The following is a 20,411-nucleotide window of genomic DNA, read 5'->3' on the forward strand; positions in this document are numbered from 1 at the left end:
TTAAAAACCCGCACACCCCATCCGGGGCGGCGCCCCCCCCCCCCCCCCCCAACGGGGGGGGGGGGCCCCCCTCCCGGTCCGGTAGGCGGCACCCGCCGACGAGCGTCAGAACACGTGGCCGACTACTTGGCCTCACCCAGCAGCTTCGCGATCCGCGACACGCCCTCGGCCAGGTCCTCGTCGCCGAGCGCGTACGACAGCCGCAGGTAGCCCGGCGTACCGAAGGCCTCGCCCGGCACCACCGCGACCTCGACCTCGTCCAGGATCAGCCCGGCCAGCTCCGCCGAGTCCTTCGGCACCTTGCCCCGGATCTCCTTGCCGATGACGCCCTTGACCGACGGGTACACGTAGAACGCGCCCTTCGGCTCGGGGCACTCGACGCCCGGGATCTCGTTGAGCATGCGCACGATCGTGCGGCGGCGGCGGTCGAACGCCACCTTCATCTCGTCGACCGCGGTGAGGTCGCCGGACACCGCCGCCAGCGCGGCGGCCTGGGCCACGTTGCAGACGTTGGAGGTCGCGTGCGACTGGAGGTTCGTGGCCGCCTTGACGACGTCCTTCGGCCCGATGACCCATCCGACGCGCCAGCCGGTCATCGCGTACGTCTTCGCGACACCGTTGACGATGATCGTGCGGTCCAGCAGTTCCGGCACCACGGTCGGCATCGACACGAACTCGGCGTCGTCGTACACGAGGTGCTCGTAGATCTCGTCGGTCAGCACCCACAGCCCGTGGGACGCGGCCCAGCGGCCGATCTCCTCGACCTGGGCGCGCGAGTAGACCGCACCCGTGGGGTTCGACGGCGACACGAAGAGCAGCACCTTCGTGTCGGCCGTGCGCGCCGCCTCCAGCTGCTCCACCGACACCAGGTAACCGGTGGTCTCGTCGGCCACCACCTCCACCGGCACGCCGCCCGCGAGCTTGATCGACTCGGGGTACGTCGTCCAATACGGCGCCGGGACGATGACCTCGTCGCCCGGGTCGAGGATCGCCGCGAACGCCTCGTAGATCGCCTGCTTGCCGCCGTTGGTGATCAGCACCTGCGCGGGGTCGACGGTCAGGCCGGAGTCGCGCAGCGTCTTGTCGGCGATGGCCTGCTTCAGCTCCGGCAGCCCCCCGGCCGGCGTGTAGCGGTGGAACTTGGGCGCGCGGCACGCGGCCACGGCGGCGTCCACGATGTAGTCCGGCGTCGGGAAGTCGGGCTCGCCGGCGCCGAAGCCGATCACCGGCCGGCCGGCGGCCTTGAGCGCCTTGGCCTTGGCGTCGACCGCGAGAGTCGCGGACTCGGCGATCGCGCCGATACGTGCGGACACCCGGCGTTCGGTGGGCGAGCTGGACTGGGGGCTGGAGGAAGCTGCGGTCATGGGGCCAATCGTCCCACTGCCGCTCGGGGCCGGGCACGCAGGTTTCGCGATATGAACGCGGAAGAGTGGGGCCGGGCGCCCGGGACCGCGCCCGGAAGGCGGCCGACCTGTGCCCGTCCGCTGCCGATACCGCACCGATTCGGGGCACGACCTGCGTCCCCGCCGGAGCGACGACCGGGTGACGGGTTCGACCTGGGCGACCGCAACCCGTACACTCATCCACTGGCGGATCGAACCTGCTGCCGTCGCGCCCGGAAACCCGTGGTTATCAGGCACGACTCTCGGCTAGGTTGGGACCACCGAAGGGCACTAGCTCAATTGGCAGAGCACCGGTCTCCAAAACCGGGGGTTGGGGGTTCAAGTCCCTCGTGCCCTGCGATGTGCCATCCCGACACATGTTCCCGGGATGCGCATGCAGTCAGCGCCAGTCAATCAGCGCCGACGACACCGTCGGTGATCCAGTCAGACCGGATCCAGGTGAGGACGAGTGACGGAGGCCCGCGGCTCCACTGCCACGCCCGAGGACGAGAGCTCGGACGAACTCGGCGTGGACGAGACTCCCCCCGGCGGTAGGAACCGCAGGGGACGCCGTGCCGACGCCGAAAAGCCCGAGCCCAAGAAGCAGGGTCTTTTCGCGCGCCTCGCACTCTTCTACCGGCAGATCGTCGCCGAGCTGCGCAAGGTCGTCTGGCCCACCCGCAACGAGCTCATCACGTACACGACCGTTGTGATCGTGTTCTGCCTGATCATCATCGGCATCGTGTACTCGCTCGACCTCGGGTTCGCCCGGGCGGCGCTCGAAATCTTCGGCTGATCCGGCCGTCCCGCCGGTTACTGTGGTGTCCAGGGCTCCATGCCCTGGGCCCAGCCGGGTCGCGGCCTCCCAGCGGACCGCCGGGCCCCACCGATTGATCCCCACCCAGGAAGAAGCAGCCACCGTGTCAGACCCGAACCTGTTCCCCGACGAGACCGTCGAGGAGACGGGGTCCCTGTCGGAGCAGGCGGAGGACGCCTCCACCGGCGTTGACGTCGCCGAGTCCGCCTTCGAAGGCGACACCGAGGCCGAGACCGACGAGGTCGACGCCGAGGAAGCCGCCGAGGACGACGACGAAGCGGACGAGGTCGCTGCCGAGGACGACGCGGAGGCGGCATCCGTCGCTGCCGAGCCGCAGGTGGACGCCCTCGAGGAGTTCCGCGACGCGCTGCGCCGGGCGCCCGGTGAGTGGTACGTCATCCACTCGTACGCCGGCTACGAGAACCGCGTGAAGGCCAACCTCGAGTCCCGCACGACCTCCCTCAACATGGAGGAGTACATCTTCCAGGTCGAGGTGCCGATGGAAGAGGTCGTCGAGATCAAGAACGGTCAGCGCAAGACCGTCAAGCGCAACAAGTTCCCCGGCTACGTGCTGGTCCGCATGGACCTCACGAACGAGTCGTGGGGCGCCGTCCGCAACACCCCGGGCGTCACCGGCTTCGTCGGCAACGCCCACGAGCCCTTCCCGCTCACCCTCGACGAGGTCGCCAAGATCCTCGCCCCCGAGGAGGAGCAGGCCGCGGCCGGCGGCGGCACGTCGACGAAGGCCCCCGCCGAGGTCAAGGTCCTCGACTTCGAGGTCGGCGACTCGGTCACCGTCATCGACGGCCCGTTCGCGACCCTCCAGGCCACGATCAACGAGATCAACCCGGACTCGCAGAAGGTCAAGGGCCTGGTCGAGATCTTCGGCCGCGAGACCCCGGTCGAGCTGTCGTTCAACCAGATCCAGAAGAACTGATCAGGTCGGACTGACGGCACCGCAGAGCTTCCGGAGTCCGGGGCGGCGCAAGCCCTCCCGGACCGCGGATTAGGGCGCCTCCGCAACGGTGGTTATCGTTGTGGGGGCGCCACGCCGCGTCCGCCGTTCCCCGAGGGAGCGGCCCAGCGTGGCGCACGTCGCACGAATGGCCTCCTTTGCGGAGCCATGCGTACCGTGCGGCGACAGGGAAACACATCGTCGAAGGACCCGGAAACATGCCTCCCAAGAAGAAGCTTGCAGCCGTCATCAAGCTGCAGATCAAGGCCGGTGCCGCGACTCCGGCCCCGCCGGTCGGTCCGGCGTTGGGCCAGCACGGCGTCAACATCATGGAGTTCTGCAAGGCGTACAACGCGGCGACCGAGTCGCAGCGCGGCGACATCGTCCCGGTGGAGATCTCGGTCTACGAGGACCGCTCCTTCACCTTCGTGACGAAGACCCCGCCGGCCGCGCGCCTGATCCTCAAGGCCGCCGGTGTCGAGAAGGGCTCGGGCGAGCCCCACAAGACCAAGGTCGCCAAGATCACGCGCGACCAGGTCCGCGGCATCGCCGAGACCAAGATGCAGGACCTGAACGCGAACGACCTGGACGCCGCCGAGAAGATCATCGCCGGCACCGCCCGCTCGATGGGCATCACGGTCGAGGGCTGAGCCCGCCCACCCGGTCCGCGGCGAACTCCGTCCGGACCGCCCCGCAATCCCGTGGCAGGGCCGTGCGTCGGCCCGAGCACACCACGACTCCTTCCGTAACTCAGGAGCTGAAGTGACGCAGCGCAGCAAGACCTACCGCGAAGGCGCCGCCCAGGTGGACCGCGAGCGGCTGTACGCCCCGCTCGAGGCCGTCCGCCTGGCGAAGGCCACCAGCAAGACCAAGTTCGACGCGACCGTCGAGGTCGCCCTGCGCCTGGGCGTCGACCCGCGCAAGGCCGACCAGATGGTCCGCAGCACCGTCATCCTCCCGCACGGCACCGGCAAGACCGCCCGGGTCCTGGTCTTCGCGACCGGTGACCGTGCCGAGGCAGCGAAGGCTGCGGGCGCCGACATCGTCGGCTCCGACGAACTGATCGACGAGATCCTCAAGGGCAACCTGCTCAACGAGATCGACTCGGTCGTCGCCACCCCGGACCTCATGGGCAAGGTCGGCCGCCTCGGCCGCGTGCTCGGTCCGCGTGGCCTGATGCCGAACCCGAAGACCGGCACCGTGACCCCGGACGTGGCCAAGGCCGTGAACGAGATCAAGGGCGGCAAGATCGAGTTCCGCGTCGACAAGCACTCGAACCTGCACTTCATCATCGGCAAGACCTCGTTCACCGACGAGCAGCTGATCGAGAACTACGGTGCCGCGCTGGACGAGGTCCTGCGTGTCAAGCCGTCCGCCGCCAAGGGCCGGTACGTCAAGAAGGTCGCCATCACCACCACGATGGGCCCGGGCATCCCGGTCGACCCGAACCGCACCCGCAACCTCCTCACCGAGGAGGACCCGGCGGCCGTCTGATCCGTCCCGGATCGACCGCCCGCCAGGCGCGAACTCCCGTGGCCCGTACGCCCCTTCAAAGGGGCGTACGGGCCACGACCCGTTTCTCGTGGCAGGCGATTTGCCTTTCGTACGGGCTCTCCCGTACCTTGGACCGAAGCCAAAGACCGCCGGTCGTCACTGGCGTGCCCTTCTCCGAAGGGTCCCGTGACCGAAGGCTCCGCATCAGCGGACGACCTGCGCAGGTGCCTGTGAGACGTTCCCCGTCCTTCCGGTCCCCGGAGTGACTGTGTACGCCCCGTGCGCTTGCGCCGGGGCGTTTCTGTTTGTCCGGGCCCCTTTGTCCGTCGGCGGTCTCCCGGCATCCGGTCGGTCCCACGACCGGCCGACTGATCGCATCGCGGAAGGAGGCCCTGTCCTATGGCGAGGCCCGACAAGGCAGCCGCGGTTGCCGAGCTCGCGGACCAGTTCCGCGGCTCGAACGCCGCCGTGCTGACCGAGTACCGCGGACTCACCGTGGCGAAGCTCAAGGAGCTGCGCCGTTCTCTCGGTGAGAACGCGGAATACGCCGTGGTGAAGAACACGCTGACCAAGATTGCGGCCAACGAGGCGGGCATCAGCGAGCTGGACGACCTTCTCGAGGGTCCGTCCGCCATCGCGTTCGTCTCGGGCGACCCGGTCGAGGCCGCCAAGAGCCTGCGTGACTTCGCCAAGGCGAACCCCCTTCTCGTCATCAAGGGCGGTGTCCTCGAGGGCAAGGCCCTCAGCGCTGACGAGATCAAGAAGCTCGCGGACCTCGAGTCCCGCGAGGTGCTGCTCGCCAAGCTGGCGGGTGCCATGCAGGCGTCGATGGCGAAGGCTGCCGCGACGTTCCAGGCCCCGCTCACGCAGTTCGTCCGCACCGCGGAAGCGCTGCGCGCGAAGGTCGAGCAGGGCGGTGCCGGCGAGCCGGCTCCCGCCGCCGAGGCCACCGAGGACGCTCCCGCCGAGTAATTCGGCCCGCGTACTCGCGACCCGGTCGCCGGGGGCCCTGCCCCCGCCACTCACACCACCCGGCACCTGCCGAACCGATTAGGAAGGACCGCCTCTCATGGCGAAGCTCAGCACCGAAGAGCTGCTCGAGTCGTTCAAGGAAATGACCCTCATCGAGCTCTCGGACTTCGTGAAGCTCTTCGAGGAGACCTTCGACGTCAAGGCTGCCGCCCCGGCCGCCGTTGTCGCCGCCCCGGCGCAGGGTGGCGGCGACGCCGCCGAGGCCGAGGTCAAGGACACGTTCGACGTGATCCTCGAGGCCGCGGGCGACAAGAAGATCCAGGTCATCAAGGAGGTTCGGGCGCTCACGAACCTGGGCCTGAAGGAAGCCAAGGACCTGGTCGACGTCGCCCCGAAGCCGCTGCTCGAGGGTGTCAACCAGGAGGCCGCGGACAAGGCGAAGGCCGCCCTCGAGGGTGCCGGCGCCACCGTCTCGGTCAAGTAAGTCCCCGACTTACCTGCACCTTGCTCCACCGCTTCACCGCGTCAGGCGGCTGCCCTCCGGGGCGGCCGCCTGACGGCTTTTCCGGAGGGCTCACCGGGCGCGCTTCGGGCGCGCGTACGGACCCCGCGGCAGCGCGCGACACTCCGGTTTCACCTGTTCGGCTTCACCCGTGAGAGTGATTCTGGCGACACTCCGCAGCATCACGCGCGGTGACGTACGCCCTCTCCCGGCGCCTCCCGCACACCCGTGCGGCGGCACCCGGCCGAGTGTCCGGCAACCGCCTGTTCTGGCGGTTCCAGCCACTCCCGCGGACCGCGTGTCGGCCGCCCGCGAACGCTCTGACCTGCTGCTGCGTAACGGATCCGGGAAGATCCGCAACGCGCCGCCCGCGATGCGCGTCACTGTCGGTCGGCTGTGCAAGAGTGATGCCCATGCCTCGTCGGGCTGCCTGCCTCTTGACGAACCGAACGCGGCGCGCAATTCTTCGGACGCGTCCCGAAGAGCACTTGCCGGGTGGCAGAAGCCCCCGAGATGGCGAGCGCCCGTTCCAGGCGCTGGACAGCGGTGTGCCGTGTGGCTACACTGACCCTTTGCGCTGCCTGTTGACCCGTCCGCGGTATTTGCCACCCAGGCCGTCCGGCATGCGCATAGTGAGTCCGAGCCCTCGGAAGGACCCCTCTTGGCCGCCTCGCGCAACGCCACGAACGCTACAAACCCCGGCGCCGCCAGTACCGCCCCGCTCCGCATCTCCTTCGCAAAGATCCGCGAGCCTCTCGAGGTACCGAACCTTCTCGCGCTGCAAACCGAGAGCTTCGACTGGCTGCTCGGCAACAGCGTTTGGAAGGCTCGGGTCGAGGACGCGCTCGCGTCGGGAGCAGACGTCCCCACCAAGTCCGGCCTCGAAGAGATCTTCGAGGAGATCTCTCCGATCGAGGACTTCTCCGGGTCGATGTCGCTCACGTTCCGCGACCACCGTTTCGAGCCCCCCAAGAACTCGATCGAGGAGTGCAAGGAGCGCGACTTCACGTACTCCGCGCCGCTCTTCGTCACCGCGGAGTTCACGAACAACGAGACCGGCGAGATCAAGAGCCAGACGGTCTTCATGGGCGACTTCCCGCTCATGACCAACAAGGGCACGTTCATCATCAACGGCACCGAGCGTGTCGTGGTGTCGCAGCTCGTGCGCTCGCCCGGCGTCTACTTCGACAAGCAGATCGACAAGACGTCCGACAAGGACATCTTCAGCGCCAAGGTCATCCCGTCCCGCGGTGCCTGGCTGGAGCTGGAGATCGACAAGCGCGACACCGTCGGTGTCCGTATCGACCGCAAGCGCAAGCAGTCCGTCACGGTGCTGCTGAAGGCGCTCGGCTGGACCGACTCGCAGATCCTCGAGGAGTTCGGCGAGTACGAGTCCATGCGCCAGACCCTGGAGAAGGACCACACCCAGGGCCAGGACGACGCGCTGCTCGACATCTACCGCAAGCTGCGTCCGGGCGAGCCGCCGACCCGTGAGGCCGCGCAGACGCTGCTCGAGAACCTCTACTTCAACCCGAAGCGGTACGACTTGGCGAAGGTCGGCCGGTACAAGATCAACAAGAAGCTGGGCGTCGAGCGCCCGCTGGACGCCGGGACCCTCACGGTCGAGGACGTCATCGCGACGATCAAGTACCTGGTCAAGCTGCACGCCGGTGAGGCCGAGATGACCGGCCTGGGCGGCCAGGAGCTCGTCGTCGAGGCCGACGACATCGACCACTTCGGCAACCGCCGTCTGCGAAACGTCGGCGAGCTGATCCAGAACCAGGTCCGCACCGGTCTGGCGCGTATGGAGCGGGTCGTCCGCGAGCGCATGACCACGCAGGACGTCGAGGCGATCACGCCGCAGACGCTGATCAACATCCGGCCGGTCGTCGCCTCCATCAAGGAGTTCTTCGGCACCAGCCAGCTGTCGCAGTTCATGGACCAGACGAACCCGCTGTCGGGCCTGACCCACAAGCGCCGGCTGTCCGCGCTGGGCCCCGGCGGTCTGTCCCGTGAGCGGGCCGGCTTCGAGGTCCGCGACGTGCACCCGTCGCACTACGGCCGCATGTGCCCCATCGAGACCCCGGAAGGCCCGAACATCGGCCTGATCGGCTCGCTGGCGTCGTACGGCCGGGTCAACGCGTTCGGCTTCGTCGAGACGCCGTACCGCCGGGTGACCAACGGCATCGTCACCGACGAGGTCGACTACCTGACCGCCGACGAAGAGGACCGCTTCGTCATCGCGCAGGCGAACGCGCCGCTCAACGACGACAACACGTTCGCCGAGGCGCGCGCGCTCGTCCGCCGCCGCGGCGGCGAGATCGACTACCTGCCGGGCGACGAGATCGACTACATGGACGTCTCGCCGCGCCAGATGGTGTCGGTCGCGACGGCGATGATCCCGTTCCTCGAGCACGACGACGCCAACCGCGCGCTCATGGGCTCGAACATGATGCGCCAGGCCGTGCCGCTCCTGAAGGCCGAGTCGCCGCTCGTCGGCACCGGCATGGAGTACCGCGCGGCGGTCGACGCGGCGGACGTCATCTCGGCCGAGAAGGACGGCGTCGTCACCGACGTGTCGGCGGACTACGTCACGGTCATGAACGACGACGGCACGTACACCACGTACCGCGTGCAGAAGTTCATGCGCTCCAACCAGGGCACGAGCTTCAACCAGAAGGTCATCGTCGACGAGGGCTCGCGCGTCGAGGCCGGGCAGGTCCTCGCGGACGGCCCGTGCACCGAAGAGGGCGAGATGGCCCTCGGCAAGAACCTCCTGGTGGCGTTCATGCCGTGGGAGGGCCACAACTACGAGGACGCGATCATCCTGTCGCAGCGCCTCGTGCAGGACGACGTCCTCTCCTCGATCCACATCGAGGAGCACGAGGTCGACGCCCGCGACACCAAGCTGGGCCCCGAGGAGATCACCCGGGACATCCCGAACGTCTCCGAAGAGGTGCTGGCCGACCTCGACGAGCGCGGCATCATCCGCATCGGCGCCGACGTCGTGCCCGGCGACATCCTGGTCGGCAAGGTCACGCCCAAGGGCGAGACCGAGCTGACCCCGGAGGAGCGCCTGCTCCGTGCGATCTTCGGTGAGAAGGCGCGCGAGGTGCGCGACACCTCGCTGAAGGTGCCGCACGGCGAGCAGGGCAAGGTCATCGGCGTGCGCGTCTTCGACCGCGAGGCCGGCGACGAGCTGCCGCCCGGCGTCAACCAGCTGGTGCGCGTGTACGTCGCGCAGAAGCGCAAGATCACCGACGGTGACAAGCTCGCGGGCCGACACGGCAACAAGGGCGTCATCGCGAAGATCCTGCCGGTCGAGGACATGCCGTTCCTGGAGGACGGCACCGCGGTCGACATCATCCTCAACCCGCTGGGCGTCCCGTCCCGCATGAACCCGGGCCAGGTCCTGGAGACCCACCTCGGGTGGGTCGCCAGCCGCGGCTGGCAGGTCGAGGGCGACGACGAGGACTGGAAGGGCCGCCTGCGCGCCATCGGCGCCGACGCGGCCGAGGCCGGCACCAACGTCGCCACCCCGGTCTTCGACGGTGCGCGCGAGGAGGAGATCACGGGTCTGCTGGACTCGACGATCCCGAACCGCGACGGCGTCCGCATGATCGACGGGTCCGGCAAGGCGCGGCTGTTCGACGGCCGCTCCGGCGAGCCGTTCCCGCACCCGATCTCGGTCGGCTACATGTACATCCTGAAGCTGCACCACCTGGTCGACGACAAGCTGCACGCCCGTTCGACCGGTCCGTACTCGATGATCACGCAGCAGCCGCTGGGTGGTAAGGCGCAGTTCGGTGGCCAGCGCTTCGGTGAGATGGAGGTGTGGGCGCTCGAGGCGTACGGCGCCGCCTACGCCCTCCAGGAGCTCCTGACGATCAAGTCCGACGACGTCCTCGGCCGCGTGAAGGTGTACGAGGCCATCGTCAAGGGCGAGAACATCCCGGAGCCCGGCATCCCCGAGTCCTTCAAGGTGCTCATCAAGGAGATGCAGTCGCTCTGCCTCAACGTGGAGGTCCTCTCGAGCGACGGTATGTCGATCGAGATGCGCGACACCGACGAGGACGTCTTCCGCGCGGCGGAGGAGCTCGGTATCGACCTGTCCCGGCGCGAGCCGAGCAGCGTCGAAGAGGTCTGATGTCCGGCCCGGCACCTGGTAGCCGCGAGAAGACGGCGGCCAGGTGCCGGGGACCCCGGACCACAGACCTGATGAAGACACCCCCGGCACGGCGGCCTACCCCAGCCGCCACCGCCGGGACCAAACCCCGAAAGAGGGATTGACGAAACAGTGCTCGACGTCAACTTCTTCGACGAGCTGCGTATCGGCCTCGCCACCGCCGACGACATCCGCACCTGGTCCCATGGCGAGGTCAAGAAGCCCGAGACCATCAACTACCGCACCCTGAAGCCGGAAAAGGACGGGCTCTTCTGCGAGAAGATCTTCGGTCCGACCCGGGACTGGGAGTGCTACTGCGGCAAGTACAAGCGTGTCCGCTTCAAGGGCATCATCTGCGAGCGCTGCGGCGTCGAGGTCACTCGCGCCAAGGTGCGGCGTGAGCGGATGGGCCACATCGAACTGGCCGCTCCCGTCACCCACATCTGGTACTTCAAGGGCGTGCCGAGCCGCCTCGGCTACCTGCTCGACCTCGCCCCGAAGGACCTGGAGAAGGTCATCTACTTCGCGGCGTACATGATCACGTACGTCGACGACGAGCGCCGCCAGCGCGACCTGCCCTCGCTCGAGGCCAAGATCTCGGTCGAGCGCCAGCAGATCGAGCAGCGCCGCGACTCGATGGTCGAGGAGCGCCAGAAGAAGCTCGAGGCCGACCTCGCCGAGCTGGAGGCCGAGGGCGCCAAGTCCGACGTGCGCCGCAAGGTGCGCGAGGGCGCCGAGCGCGAGATGAAGCAGCTGCGCGACCGCAACCAGCGCGAGCTGGACCGCCTGGAGGAGGTCTGGACCCGGTTCAAGAACCTCAAGGTCCAGGACCTGGAGGGTGACGAGATCCTGTTCCGCGAGATGCGGGACCGGTTCGGCACCTACTTCCTCGGCAGCATGGGCGCGCAGGCGCTGCAGAAGCGCCTGGAGTCGTTCGACCTCGAGGCCGAGGCCGAGAAGCTCCGCGAGATCATCCGCACCGGCAAGGGCCAGAAGAAGACCCGTGCGCTCAAGCGCCTCAAGGTCGTCTCGGCGTTCCTGCAGACCCGCAACAGCCCCACCGGCATGGTGCTGGACTGCGTGCCGGTCATCCCGCCGGACCTGCGTCCGATGGTGCAGCTGGACGGCGGCCGCTTCGCGACCTCCGACCTGAACGACCTGTACCGCCGCGTCATCAACCGCAACAACCGCCTGAAGCGCCTTCTCGACCTCGGTGCCCCCGAGATCATCGTGAACAACGAGAAGCGCATGCTCCAGGAGGCCGTCGACGCGCTGTTCGACAACGGCCGCCGCGGCCGTCCGGTCACCGGGCCGGGCAACCGTCCGCTCAAGTCGCTGTCCGACATGCTCAAGGGCAAGCAGGGCCGGTTCCGTCAGAACCTGCTCGGCAAGCGCGTCGACTACTCGGGCCGTTCGGTCATCGTCGTCGGCCCGCAGCTCAAGCTGCACCAGTGCGGTCTGCCCAAGCAGATGGCGCTGGAGCTCTTCAAGCCGTTCGTGATGAAGCGCCTGGTCGACCTGAACCACGCGCAGAACATCAAGTCGGCCAAGCGCATGGTCGAGCGTGCCCGCCCGGTCGTGTGGGACGTGCTGGAAGAGGTCATCGCCGAGCACCCGGTTCTGCTGAACCGTGCGCCGACGCTGCACCGCCTCGGCATCCAGGCCTTCGAGCCGCAGCTCGTCGAGGGCAAGGCCATCCAGATCCACCCGCTCGTCTGCACCGCGTTCAACGCGGACTTCGACGGCGACCAGATGGCCGTGCACCTCCCGCTGTCCGCGGAGGCGCAGGCCGAGGCCCGCATCCTGATGCTGTCCTCGAACAACATCCTCAAGCCGGCGGACGGCCGTCCGGTCACCATGCCCACCCAGGACATGGTGCTGGGCCTGTTCTTCCTGACCTCGGACCGCGAGGACATGAAGGGCGTGGGCCGGCAGTTCTCCTCGGTCGCCGAGGCGATCATGGCGTTCGACGCCCGCGAGCTGGACCTCCAGGCGAAGATCGACCTGCGCCTGCCGGCGGGCACCGTCCCGCCGCGCGGCTGGGTCGCGCCGGACAACGGCCCGGAGGGCGTGAACTGGGAGCCGGGTCAGCCGCTGCGGCTGAACACCACCCTGGGCCGCGCGCTCTTCAACGAGCTGCTGCCCTCGGACTACCCGTTCATCGACACCGAGGTCGGCAAGAAGCAGCTCTCCGCGATCGTCAACGACCTCGCGGAGCGCTACCCCAAGGTCGAGGTCGCCGCGACGCTGGACAACCTCAAGGCCGCGGGCTTCCACTGGGCCACCCGCTCGGGTGTCACGGTGTCGATCTCCGACGTCGTCGTGCCGCCGAACAAGGCCCAGATCCTCGAGGGCTACGAGGCGCAGGCCGACAAGATCCAGAAGCAGTACGAGCGCGGTCTGATCACCAAGACCGAGCGCGCGCAGGAGCAGATCCAGATCTGGACCAAGGCGACCAACGAGGTCGCCGAGGCGATGAACGCGAACTTCCCGAAGACGAACCCCATCTTCATGATGGTCGACTCGGGTGCTCGCGGAAACATGATGCAGATGCGTCAGATCGCCGGTATGCGTGGCCTGGTGTCCAACGCGAAGAACGAGACCATCCCGCGGCCCATCAAGGCGTCGTTCCGTGAGGGTCTCTCCGTGCTGGAGTACTTCATCTCCACGCACGGTGCCCGCAAGGGTCTCGCGGACACCGCGCTGCGTACCGCCGACTCGGGTTACCTGACCCGTCGTCTGGTGGACGTGTCGCAGGACGTGATCATCCGCGAGGAGGACTGCGGCACCGACCGCGGCCTCACGCTGGACATCGCGGTCCGCGCGGCCGACGGCTCGCTGCGCAAGACCAACGACGTCGAGACCAGCGTGTACGCGCGCAGCCTCGCCGAGGACGTCACGGTCGACGGCAAGGTCGTCGCCCCCGCGGGCGTCGACCTGGGCGACGTCATCATCAACCAGCTCGTCGCCGCCGGCGTCGAGCAGGTGAAGACCCGCTCGGTCCTGACCTGCGAGTCCAAGGTCGGCACCTGCGCGATGTGCTACGGCCGTTCGCTGGCCACCGGCAAGCTCGTCGACATCGGCGAGGCGGTCGGCATCATCGCCGCCCAGTCGATCGGTGAGCCCGGCACCCAGCTGACGATGCGTACCTTCCACACCGGTGGTGTGGCGGGTGACGACATCACGCAGGGTCTGCCGCGTGTCGTCGAGCTCTTCGAGGCCCGTACCCCCAAGGGTGTGGCCCCGATCAGCGAGGCGGCCGGCCGGGTCCGCATCGAGGACACCGACAAGACCCGCAAGGTCGTCGTGGTCCCGGACGACGGCTCGGAGGAGCTGGCGTACGCGGTCTCCAAGCGCGTCAAGCTCACCGTCGAGGAAGGCGACCGCGTCGCGGTCGGCCAGAAGCTGACGCTGGGCGCCGTCAACCCGCACGACGTCCTGCGCATCCTCGGGCAGCGCGCGGTCCAGGTCCACCTGGTCGCCGAGGTCCAGAAGGTCTACAACTCGCAGGGCGTGTCGATCCACGACAAGCACATCGAGATCATCATCCGGCAGATGCTGCGCCGCGTGACGATCATCGAGTCGGGCGACGCCGAGCTGCTGCCGGGTGAGCTGGTCGAGCGCGGCCGGTTCGAGAGCGAGAACCGGCGCGTGGTGTCCGAGGGCGGTTCGCCGGCCTCCGGCCGTCCGCAGCTCATGGGTATCACCAAGGCGTCGCTGGCCACCGAGTCGTGGCTGTCGGCGGCCTCCTTCCAGGAGACCACCCGGGTGCTCACCGACGCGGCGATCCACGCCAAGTCGGACCCGCTGCTGGGCCTGAAGGAGAACGTCATCATCGGCAAGCTGATCCCGGCCGGTACGGGCATGCCCCGCTACCGCAACATCCGGGTGGAGCCCACCGAGGAGGCGAAGGCCGCGATGTACTCGATGTCCGGGTACGACGAGGCGGACTACTCGGCGTTCGGCACCGGCTCCGGCCAGGCCGTCCCGCTGGAGGAGTACGACTTCGGCGGTTACCAGGGCTGATCCGGGGGCCTGTGCACCGGAAGTCGCTCGGCAGGCCGGCGGGGCCGCCACCATGGGTACATGGTGGCGGCCCCGCCGCCGTTCCAGGGGGACCAGGGGGACGACGATGAGCGACGGATGGGGCGACGCCCCGCAGGGCCCGCACGGCGGCCCGGACGACCACCAGGGGCCTCCGCCGGGCGCAGCGGGCCACGACGCGTACCCGGGCGCGTACCCCGGGCCCTATCCCGGCCCCTACCCCGACCCGGGGACGCACGCCGGGCACTACCCGCCGCACTACCCGGGGCCGTACCCGCCCCCGTTCCCGCACCAGCAGCCGGTGCCGTACGGGTACGTGTCGCCCGGCACGAACGGCCTCGCGATCGCCTCGCTCGTGCTCGGCATCGTCTGGGTCTACTGGATAACCTCGGTGCTCGCCGTCGTCTTCGGACACATCGCGCTCGCCCAGATCAACCTGACCGGACAGGCCGGGCGCGGCATGGCCATCGCGGGGCTGGTGCTCGGATACGTCTGGATCGCGCTGCTCGTCTTCGTGATCGTGTTCGCCGCGGCGTTCGCCGACGACTGGGACGGCCAGATGCTCGCCGCATTCCTGGGCTCCTTCACCCTCCGCATCTGAGTACGAGGACGGGCAGCGCCGACGCGGTCCGCCGTGCACCATAAGGGGAGCAAGCGACGCGAGGGGGACACATGGACGGCGGTTGGGGCGGCCAACAGGACACCATGCGGTGCGCGCAGGCGGACCGGGACCGTTGCGCCGACGTGCTCAAGGCGGCGTGGGCCGAGGGCAGACTCAAGGACGACGAGTACCGGCACCGCCTGGGGCTGGCGCTGTCCGCGGAGACGTACGGCCAGCTCACGGTGCTCGTCCACGACCTCCCGGTGGGGCCGGTGCCGTCCGCGGCGCGGCCCGTCGCGGCGGCGCCGGTGCACCCGTACACGTTCGTCGCCCCGCACGCGTACCTGCCGCCGATGACTCCGCGCCCGATGCCGCCGCAGACCAACGGGCTCGCGGTCACCGCGCTCGTACTCGGCATCGTCACGCTGGTCGCGGTGTGGCCGGCGACCGCGCTGCTGACCATCGGGTACGCGGTGAACCCGTACCCGTTCGTCTTCGCCGGCGTCGCGGTGGTCACCGGCCACGTCGGGCTGCACCAGTCGCGGACGCGCCCGTACCCGTACAACGGGGGGAGCGGTATCGCCGTCGCCGGGCTCACGCTCGGCTGGATCCAGTTGGCGCTGGCCCTGCTGGTGGAGCTGGGCAGGAACTGAGCCGAGGCGGGACCGAGATCGCGGCGGGACCGGGCTCGCTGGGGTTGAAGAGGGTCGCAGCCGAGGATTACGGTGGTCGAGGCGCGTATCGGGGCGCGAATCCAAGGTGGCGACGGGGGCCGCGGCTTTCGCTTTGACCTCCGGTCGTGTGGTAGGTACTCTCTTTCCTTGTGCCTGGGGTGTCCCCGGGTTCTTGTGCCTGCGCTCACCGCAATCCGATTCGGATGCGTCCATGAGAGGGTGCAGGAGACCGAAACACATACCTCCCGATTCCGTTCCGCGCTGAAGACTGGGCGACACGCCCGACCGCGGGGGTCGGATAGCGAGGTAGGCGATGGCCATTACACCCAGGGATGACAGGCCATCCAGCAGCACATTGAAGATGCAGTCGTAATCAGACCGCTTGGCACGAAGAAGACGGAGACGCGGTGCCCACGATCCAGCAGCTGGTCCGAAAGGGCCGCCAGGACAAGGTCGACAAGGCCAAGACTCCGGCGCTCAAGGGGAGCCCGCAGCGACGCGGCGTGTGCACCCGTGTTTACACGACGACTCCCAAGAAGCCGAACTCCGCGCTTCGCAAGGTGGCGCGTGTTCGCCTGACGAGTGGCATTGAGGTCACGGCGTACATCCCGGGTGAGGGCCACAACCTGCAGGAGCACTCGATCGTGCTCGTTCGCGGCGGCCGTGTGAAGGACCTCCCGGGTGTTCGCTACAAGATCATCCGCGGTTCGCTCGACACCCAGGGCGTCAAGAACCGCAAGCAGGCGCGCAGCCGCTACGGCGCGAAGAAGGAGAAGAGCTAATGCCTCGCAAGGGCCCGGCCCCCAAGCGACCGGTCATCATCGACCCGGTCTACAACTCGCCGCTTGTCACCTCGCTGGTGAACAAGGTCCTGCTGAACGGCAAGCGCTCCACCGCCGAGCGGATCGTGTACGGCGCCCTCGAAGGCTGCCGTGAGAAGACCGGCACCGACCCGGTCATCACCCTCAAGCGCGCGCTCGAGAACGTGAAGCCGACCCTCGAGGTCCGCAGCCGCCGCGTCGGCGGCGCGACCTACCAGGTCCCGGTCGAGGTCCGCCCCGGCCGCTCCACCACGCTCGCCCTCCGCTGGCTCGTCGGCTACTCCCGCGCCCGTCGCGAGAAGACGATGACCGAGCGTCTGATGAACGAGCTGCTGGACGCCAGCAACGGCCTGGGCGCTTCCGTCAAGAAGCGCGAGGACACGCACAAGATGGCCGAGTCCAACAAGGCCTTCGCGCACTACCGCTGGTAGTCGTCACCCCGTCGAACGAGATACGAGAGAGAAAGCCACATGGCTACCACTGCTCTTGACCTGGCCAAGGTCCGCAACATCGGGATCATGGCTCACATCGACGCGGGCAAGACCACGACGACTGAGCGGATCCTGTTCTACACCGGTGTGAACTACAAGATCGGCGAGGTCCACGAGGGCGCCGCCACGATGGACTGGATGGAGCAGGAGCAGGAGCGTGGCATCACGATCACGTCCGCCGCGACGACCTGCCACTGGTCCCTCGAAGGTGTAGAGAACACCATCAACATCATCGACACCCCGGGCCACGTGGACTTCACGGTCGAGGTGGAGCGTTCGCTCCGCGTCCTCGACGGTGCGGTCACCGTGTTCGACGGTGTCGCGGGTGTCGAGCCGCAGTCCGAGACGGTGTGGCGTCAGGCCGACCGTTACGGCGTCCCGCGCATCTGCTTCGTGAACAAGCTGGACCGCACCGGCGCGGAGTTCTTCCGCTGTGTCGACATGATCGTCGACCGCCTGGGCGCGACCCCGCTGGTCATGCAGGTGCCGATCGGTGCCGAGATGGACTTCCAGGGTGTCGTGGACCTGGTCCGCATGAAGGCCCTGGTCTGGTCCGCCGAGGCGGCGAAGGGCGAGATGTACGACGTCGTCGACATCCCGGCCACGCACACCGAGATCGCCCAGACCTGGCGCGAGAAGCTGGTCGAGACCATCTCCGAGCACGACGAGGAGATGATGGAGCTGTTCCTGGAGGGCGTCGAGCCCACCGAGGAGCAGCTGTACGCGGCCATCCGCCGCGCCACCATCGCCTCCACCAGCCCGGAGAAGGCCAGCGAAGGCACCTTCACGCCGGTGTTCTGCGGCACCGCGTTCAAGAACAAGGGCGTGCAGCCCCTGCTCGACGCGGTCGTGCGCTACCTGCCGTCGCCGCTGGACCGCGAGGTCATCGAGGGCCACAAGGTCGGCGACGAGTCCGTCTCCGTCCAGCGCAAGCCCTCGGACAGCGAGCCGCTGGCCGCCCTGGCGTTCAAGATCATGAGCGACCCGCACCTGGGCAAGCTCACCTTCGTCCGGATCTACTCCGGTCGCCTGGAGTCGGGCTCCGCGGTGCTCAACTCCGTGAAGGGCAAGAAGGAGCGGATCGGCAAGATCTACCGGATGCACGCCAACAAGCGTGAGGAGATCCCCAGCACCGGTGCCGGCGACATCGTCGCCGTCATGGGTCTGAAGGACACCACCACCGGTGAGACCCTGTCGGACTCCTCGAACCCGGTCATCCTCGAGTCGATGACCTTCCCGGCCCCGGTCATCCAGGTCGCCATCGAGCCCAAGTCGAAGGGCGACCAGGAGAAGCTCGGCGTCGCGATCCAGCGGCTCGCCGAAGAGGACCCCTCGTTCCAGGTGCACACCGACGAGGAGACCGGCCAGACCATCATCGGCGGCATGGGCGAACTGCACCTCGAGGTGCTGGTCGACCGCATGAAGCGCGAGTTCAAGGTCGAGGCCAACGTCGGTAAGCCGCAGGTGGCCTACCGCGAGACGATCCGCCAGGCTGTCGAGCGCGTGGACTACACGCACAAGAAGCAGACCGGTGGCTCGGGTCAGTTCGCCAAGGTGCAGATCGGCATCGAGCCGCTCGACGCCGGCGGCGACGACAACTACGAGTTCGTGAACAAGGTCACCGGTGGCCGCATCCCCCGGGAGTACATCCCCTCGGTGGACGCCGGCTGCCAGGAGGCCATGGAGTTCGGCGTGCTCGCCGGCTACCCGCTGGTGGGCGTGCGCGTCTACCTGCTCGACGGTGCCGCGCACGACGTCGACTCCTCGGAACTCGCCTTCAAGATCGCCGGATCCATGGCGTTCAAGGAGGCGGCCCGCAAGGCGAGCCCGGCGATTCTTGAGCCGATGATGGCCGTCGAGGTCACCACGCCCGAGGACTACATGGGCGATGTCATCGGCGACCTCAACTCGCGCCGTGGCCAGATCCAGGCCATGGAAGAGCGCAGTGGCGCCCGTGTCGTCAAGGCGCTGGTCCCGCTGTCGGAGATGTTCGGCTACGTCGGCGACCTCCGGAGCAAGACCTCGGGTCGGGCCAGCTACAGCATGCAGTTCGACTCGTACGCCGAGGTTCCCCGGAACGTCGCGGACGAGATCATTGCCAAGGTTCGCGGCGAGTAACACGCTCACCGGGAACCTGGGGGCCCGGGATTCGTCAGGATCCCGGGCCGTCGGCCCGCCCCATCTGACCAACCCGACGTCGTACGGCGTATAAGAACCAGTCCACAGGAGGACCCCAGTGGCGAAGGCGAAGTTCGAGCGGACTAAGCCGCACGTCAACATCGGCACCATCGGTCACATCGACCACGGTAAGACGACCCTTACCGCGGCGATCACCCGTGTGCTGCACGACGCGTACCCGGACCTGAACCCCTTCACGCCGTTCGACCAGATCGACAAGGCGCCGGAGGAGCGTCAGCGCGGCATCACGATCTCGATCGCGCACGTGGAGTACCAGACGGAGAACCGTCACTACGCCCACGTTGACTGCCCGGGTCACGCTGACTACATCAAGAACATGATCACGGGTGCCGCCCAGATGGACGGCGCCATCCTCGTGGTCGCCGCCACCGACGGCCCGATGCCGCAGACCAAGGAGCACGTGCTCCTGGCCCGCCAGGTCGGCGTTCCGTACATCGTCGTCGCGCTGAACAAGGCCGACATGGTGGACGACGAGGAGATCCTGGAGCTCGTCGAGCTCGAGGTCCGTGAGCTGCTCTCGGAGTACGAGTTCCCGGGCGACGACCTGCCGGTCGTGCGCGTGTCGGCGCTCAAGGCCCTTGAGGGCGACGCCGAGTGGGGCGCCAAGCTCCTCGAGCTCATGGCCGCGGTCGACGAGTCGATCCCGACCCCCGAGCGCGACGTCGACAAGCCCTTCCTCATGCCCGTTGAGGACGTGTTCACGATCACCGGTCGTGGCACCGTCGTCACCGGCCGCATCGAGCGCGGCATCGTCAAGGTCAACGAGACCGTCGACATCGTGGGCATCAAGACCGAGAAGACCACCACCACGGTCACCGGCATCGAGATGTTCCGCAAGCTGCTCGACGAGGGCCAGGCGGGCGAGAACGTCGGTCTGCTCCTCCGTGGCATCAAGCGCGAGGACGTCGAGCGCGGCCAGGTCATCATCAAGCCGGGTTCGGTCACGCCGCACACCGACTTCGAGGCCCAGGTCTACATCCTCTCGAAGGACGAGGGCGGCCGTCACACGCCGTTCTTCAACAACTACCGCCCGCAGTTCTACTTCCGTACCACGGACGTGACCGGCGTGGTTACCCTTCCCGAGGGCACCGAGATGGTGATGCCCGGTGACAACACCGGCATGACCGTCGCCCTGATCCAGCCGATCGCCATGGAGGAGGGCCTGCGCTTCGCCATTCGCGAGGGCGGCCGCACCGTCGGCGCCGGCCAGGTCGTCAAGATCCTCAAGTGATCAATGTCCCGCCCGCCGATCCTCAGGCGCCGTCCCACAGTTCGCCGTTGGGCGTGCCGTCGG

At 68.1% G+C, this 20,411-nt stretch carries 15 protein-coding genes and 1 tRNA gene; 15 read left to right on the forward strand and 1 reads right to left on the reverse strand.

From position 1 onward, the window contains the following. Positions 1–122 precede the first annotated feature (122 nt). Complete coding sequence (locus AB0C36_RS37205) at positions 123–1,364, reverse strand: pyridoxal phosphate-dependent aminotransferase (RefSeq protein WP_358363011.1); 1,242 nt, start codon at positions 1,362–1,364, stop codon at positions 123–125. Between the two features lie 303 nt (positions 1,365–1,667). Between AB0C36_RS37205 and AB0C36_RS37210 the strand changes: the two genes are divergently transcribed. The 15 genes from AB0C36_RS37210 to tuf all read left to right on the forward strand — a co-directional run bounded on the left by AB0C36_RS37210 (position 1,668) and on the right by tuf (position 20,348). Further along, positions 1,668–1,740: transfer RNA gene (locus AB0C36_RS37210), tRNA-Trp, on the forward strand. 111 nt (positions 1,741–1,851) lie between these two features. Beyond that, a complete protein-coding gene (gene secE / locus AB0C36_RS37215) occupies positions 1,852–2,178 on the forward strand; it encodes a preprotein translocase subunit SecE (RefSeq protein WP_358363013.1) in 327 nt (108 codons plus the stop codon). Between the two features lie 124 nt (positions 2,179–2,302). Further along, positions 2,303–3,136: a transcription termination/antitermination protein NusG gene (nusG, locus tag AB0C36_RS37220; protein WP_358363014.1), complete on the forward strand. Its 834-nt coding sequence runs from the start codon at positions 2,303–2,305 to the stop codon at positions 3,134–3,136. Between the two features lie 236 nt (positions 3,137–3,372). Further along, complete coding sequence (rplK, locus tag AB0C36_RS37225; protein WP_358363015.1) at positions 3,373–3,804, forward strand: 50S ribosomal protein L11; 432 nt, start codon at positions 3,373–3,375, stop codon at positions 3,802–3,804. A gap of 112 nt (positions 3,805–3,916) precedes the next feature. Continuing rightward, complete coding sequence (gene rplA / locus AB0C36_RS37230) at positions 3,917–4,648, forward strand: 50S ribosomal protein L1 (protein WP_358363017.1); 732 nt, start codon at positions 3,917–3,919, stop codon at positions 4,646–4,648. Between the two features lie 399 nt (positions 4,649–5,047). Then, entirely contained in the window at positions 5,048–5,620 is a 573-nt protein-coding gene (rplJ, locus tag AB0C36_RS37235; RefSeq protein ID WP_358363018.1) for a 50S ribosomal protein L10, read from the forward strand. Positions 5,621–5,717: 97 nt separating this feature from the next. Then, positions 5,718–6,104: a 50S ribosomal protein L7/L12 gene (rplL, locus tag AB0C36_RS37240; RefSeq protein ID WP_358363020.1), complete on the forward strand. Its 387-nt coding sequence runs from the start codon at positions 5,718–5,720 to the stop codon at positions 6,102–6,104. A 679-nt stretch (positions 6,105–6,783) separates the two neighbouring features. Further along, positions 6,784–10,269 carry a DNA-directed RNA polymerase subunit beta gene (gene rpoB / locus AB0C36_RS37245; RefSeq protein ID WP_358363021.1) on the forward strand — a complete coding sequence of 1,162 codons (3,486 nt, stop codon included), beginning with the start codon at positions 6,784–6,786 and terminating at the stop codon, positions 10,267–10,269. A 150-nt stretch (positions 10,270–10,419) separates the two neighbouring features. Next, entirely contained in the window at positions 10,420–14,313 is a 3,894-nt protein-coding gene (locus AB0C36_RS37250; protein WP_358363022.1) for a DNA-directed RNA polymerase subunit beta', read from the forward strand. Positions 14,314–14,419: 106 nt separating this feature from the next. Next, on the forward strand, positions 14,420–14,932 hold the full coding sequence (locus AB0C36_RS37255; RefSeq protein WP_358363023.1) for a DUF4190 domain-containing protein: 513 nt from the start codon (positions 14,420–14,422) through the stop codon (positions 14,930–14,932). Between the two features lie 71 nt (positions 14,933–15,003). Further along, positions 15,004–15,585 carry a DUF1707 and DUF4190 domain-containing protein gene (locus AB0C36_RS37260; protein ID WP_358363025.1) on the forward strand — a complete coding sequence of 194 codons (582 nt, stop codon included), beginning with the start codon at positions 15,004–15,006 and terminating at the stop codon, positions 15,583–15,585. A gap of 428 nt (positions 15,586–16,013) precedes the next feature. Beyond that, positions 16,014–16,388 (forward strand): 30S ribosomal protein S12, encoded by a 375-nt coding sequence (rpsL, locus tag AB0C36_RS37265; protein WP_020549242.1) that lies wholly within the window; start codon positions 16,014–16,016, stop codon positions 16,386–16,388. Beyond that, a complete protein-coding gene (rpsG, locus tag AB0C36_RS37270) occupies positions 16,388–16,858 on the forward strand; it encodes a 30S ribosomal protein S7 (RefSeq protein ID WP_231778769.1) in 471 nt (156 codons plus the stop codon). Before rpsL ends, rpsG begins: the two co-directional genes overlap by 1 nt. 39 nt (positions 16,859–16,897) lie before the next feature. After that, positions 16,898–19,036: an elongation factor G gene (gene fusA / locus AB0C36_RS37275; protein ID WP_358363027.1), complete on the forward strand. Its 2,139-nt coding sequence runs from the start codon at positions 16,898–16,900 to the stop codon at positions 19,034–19,036. Between the two features lie 118 nt (positions 19,037–19,154). Beyond that, a complete protein-coding gene (gene tuf, locus AB0C36_RS37280) occupies positions 19,155–20,348 on the forward strand; it encodes an elongation factor Tu (RefSeq protein ID WP_358363029.1) in 1,194 nt (397 codons plus the stop codon). The last annotated feature ends 63 nt before the right edge of the window (positions 20,349–20,411 follow it).

The sequence above is a fragment of the Streptodolium elevatio genome (genome assembly GCF_040649515.1).
GTDB lineage: Bacteria > Actinomycetota > Actinomycetes > Streptomycetales > Streptomycetaceae > Yinghuangia > Yinghuangia elevatio.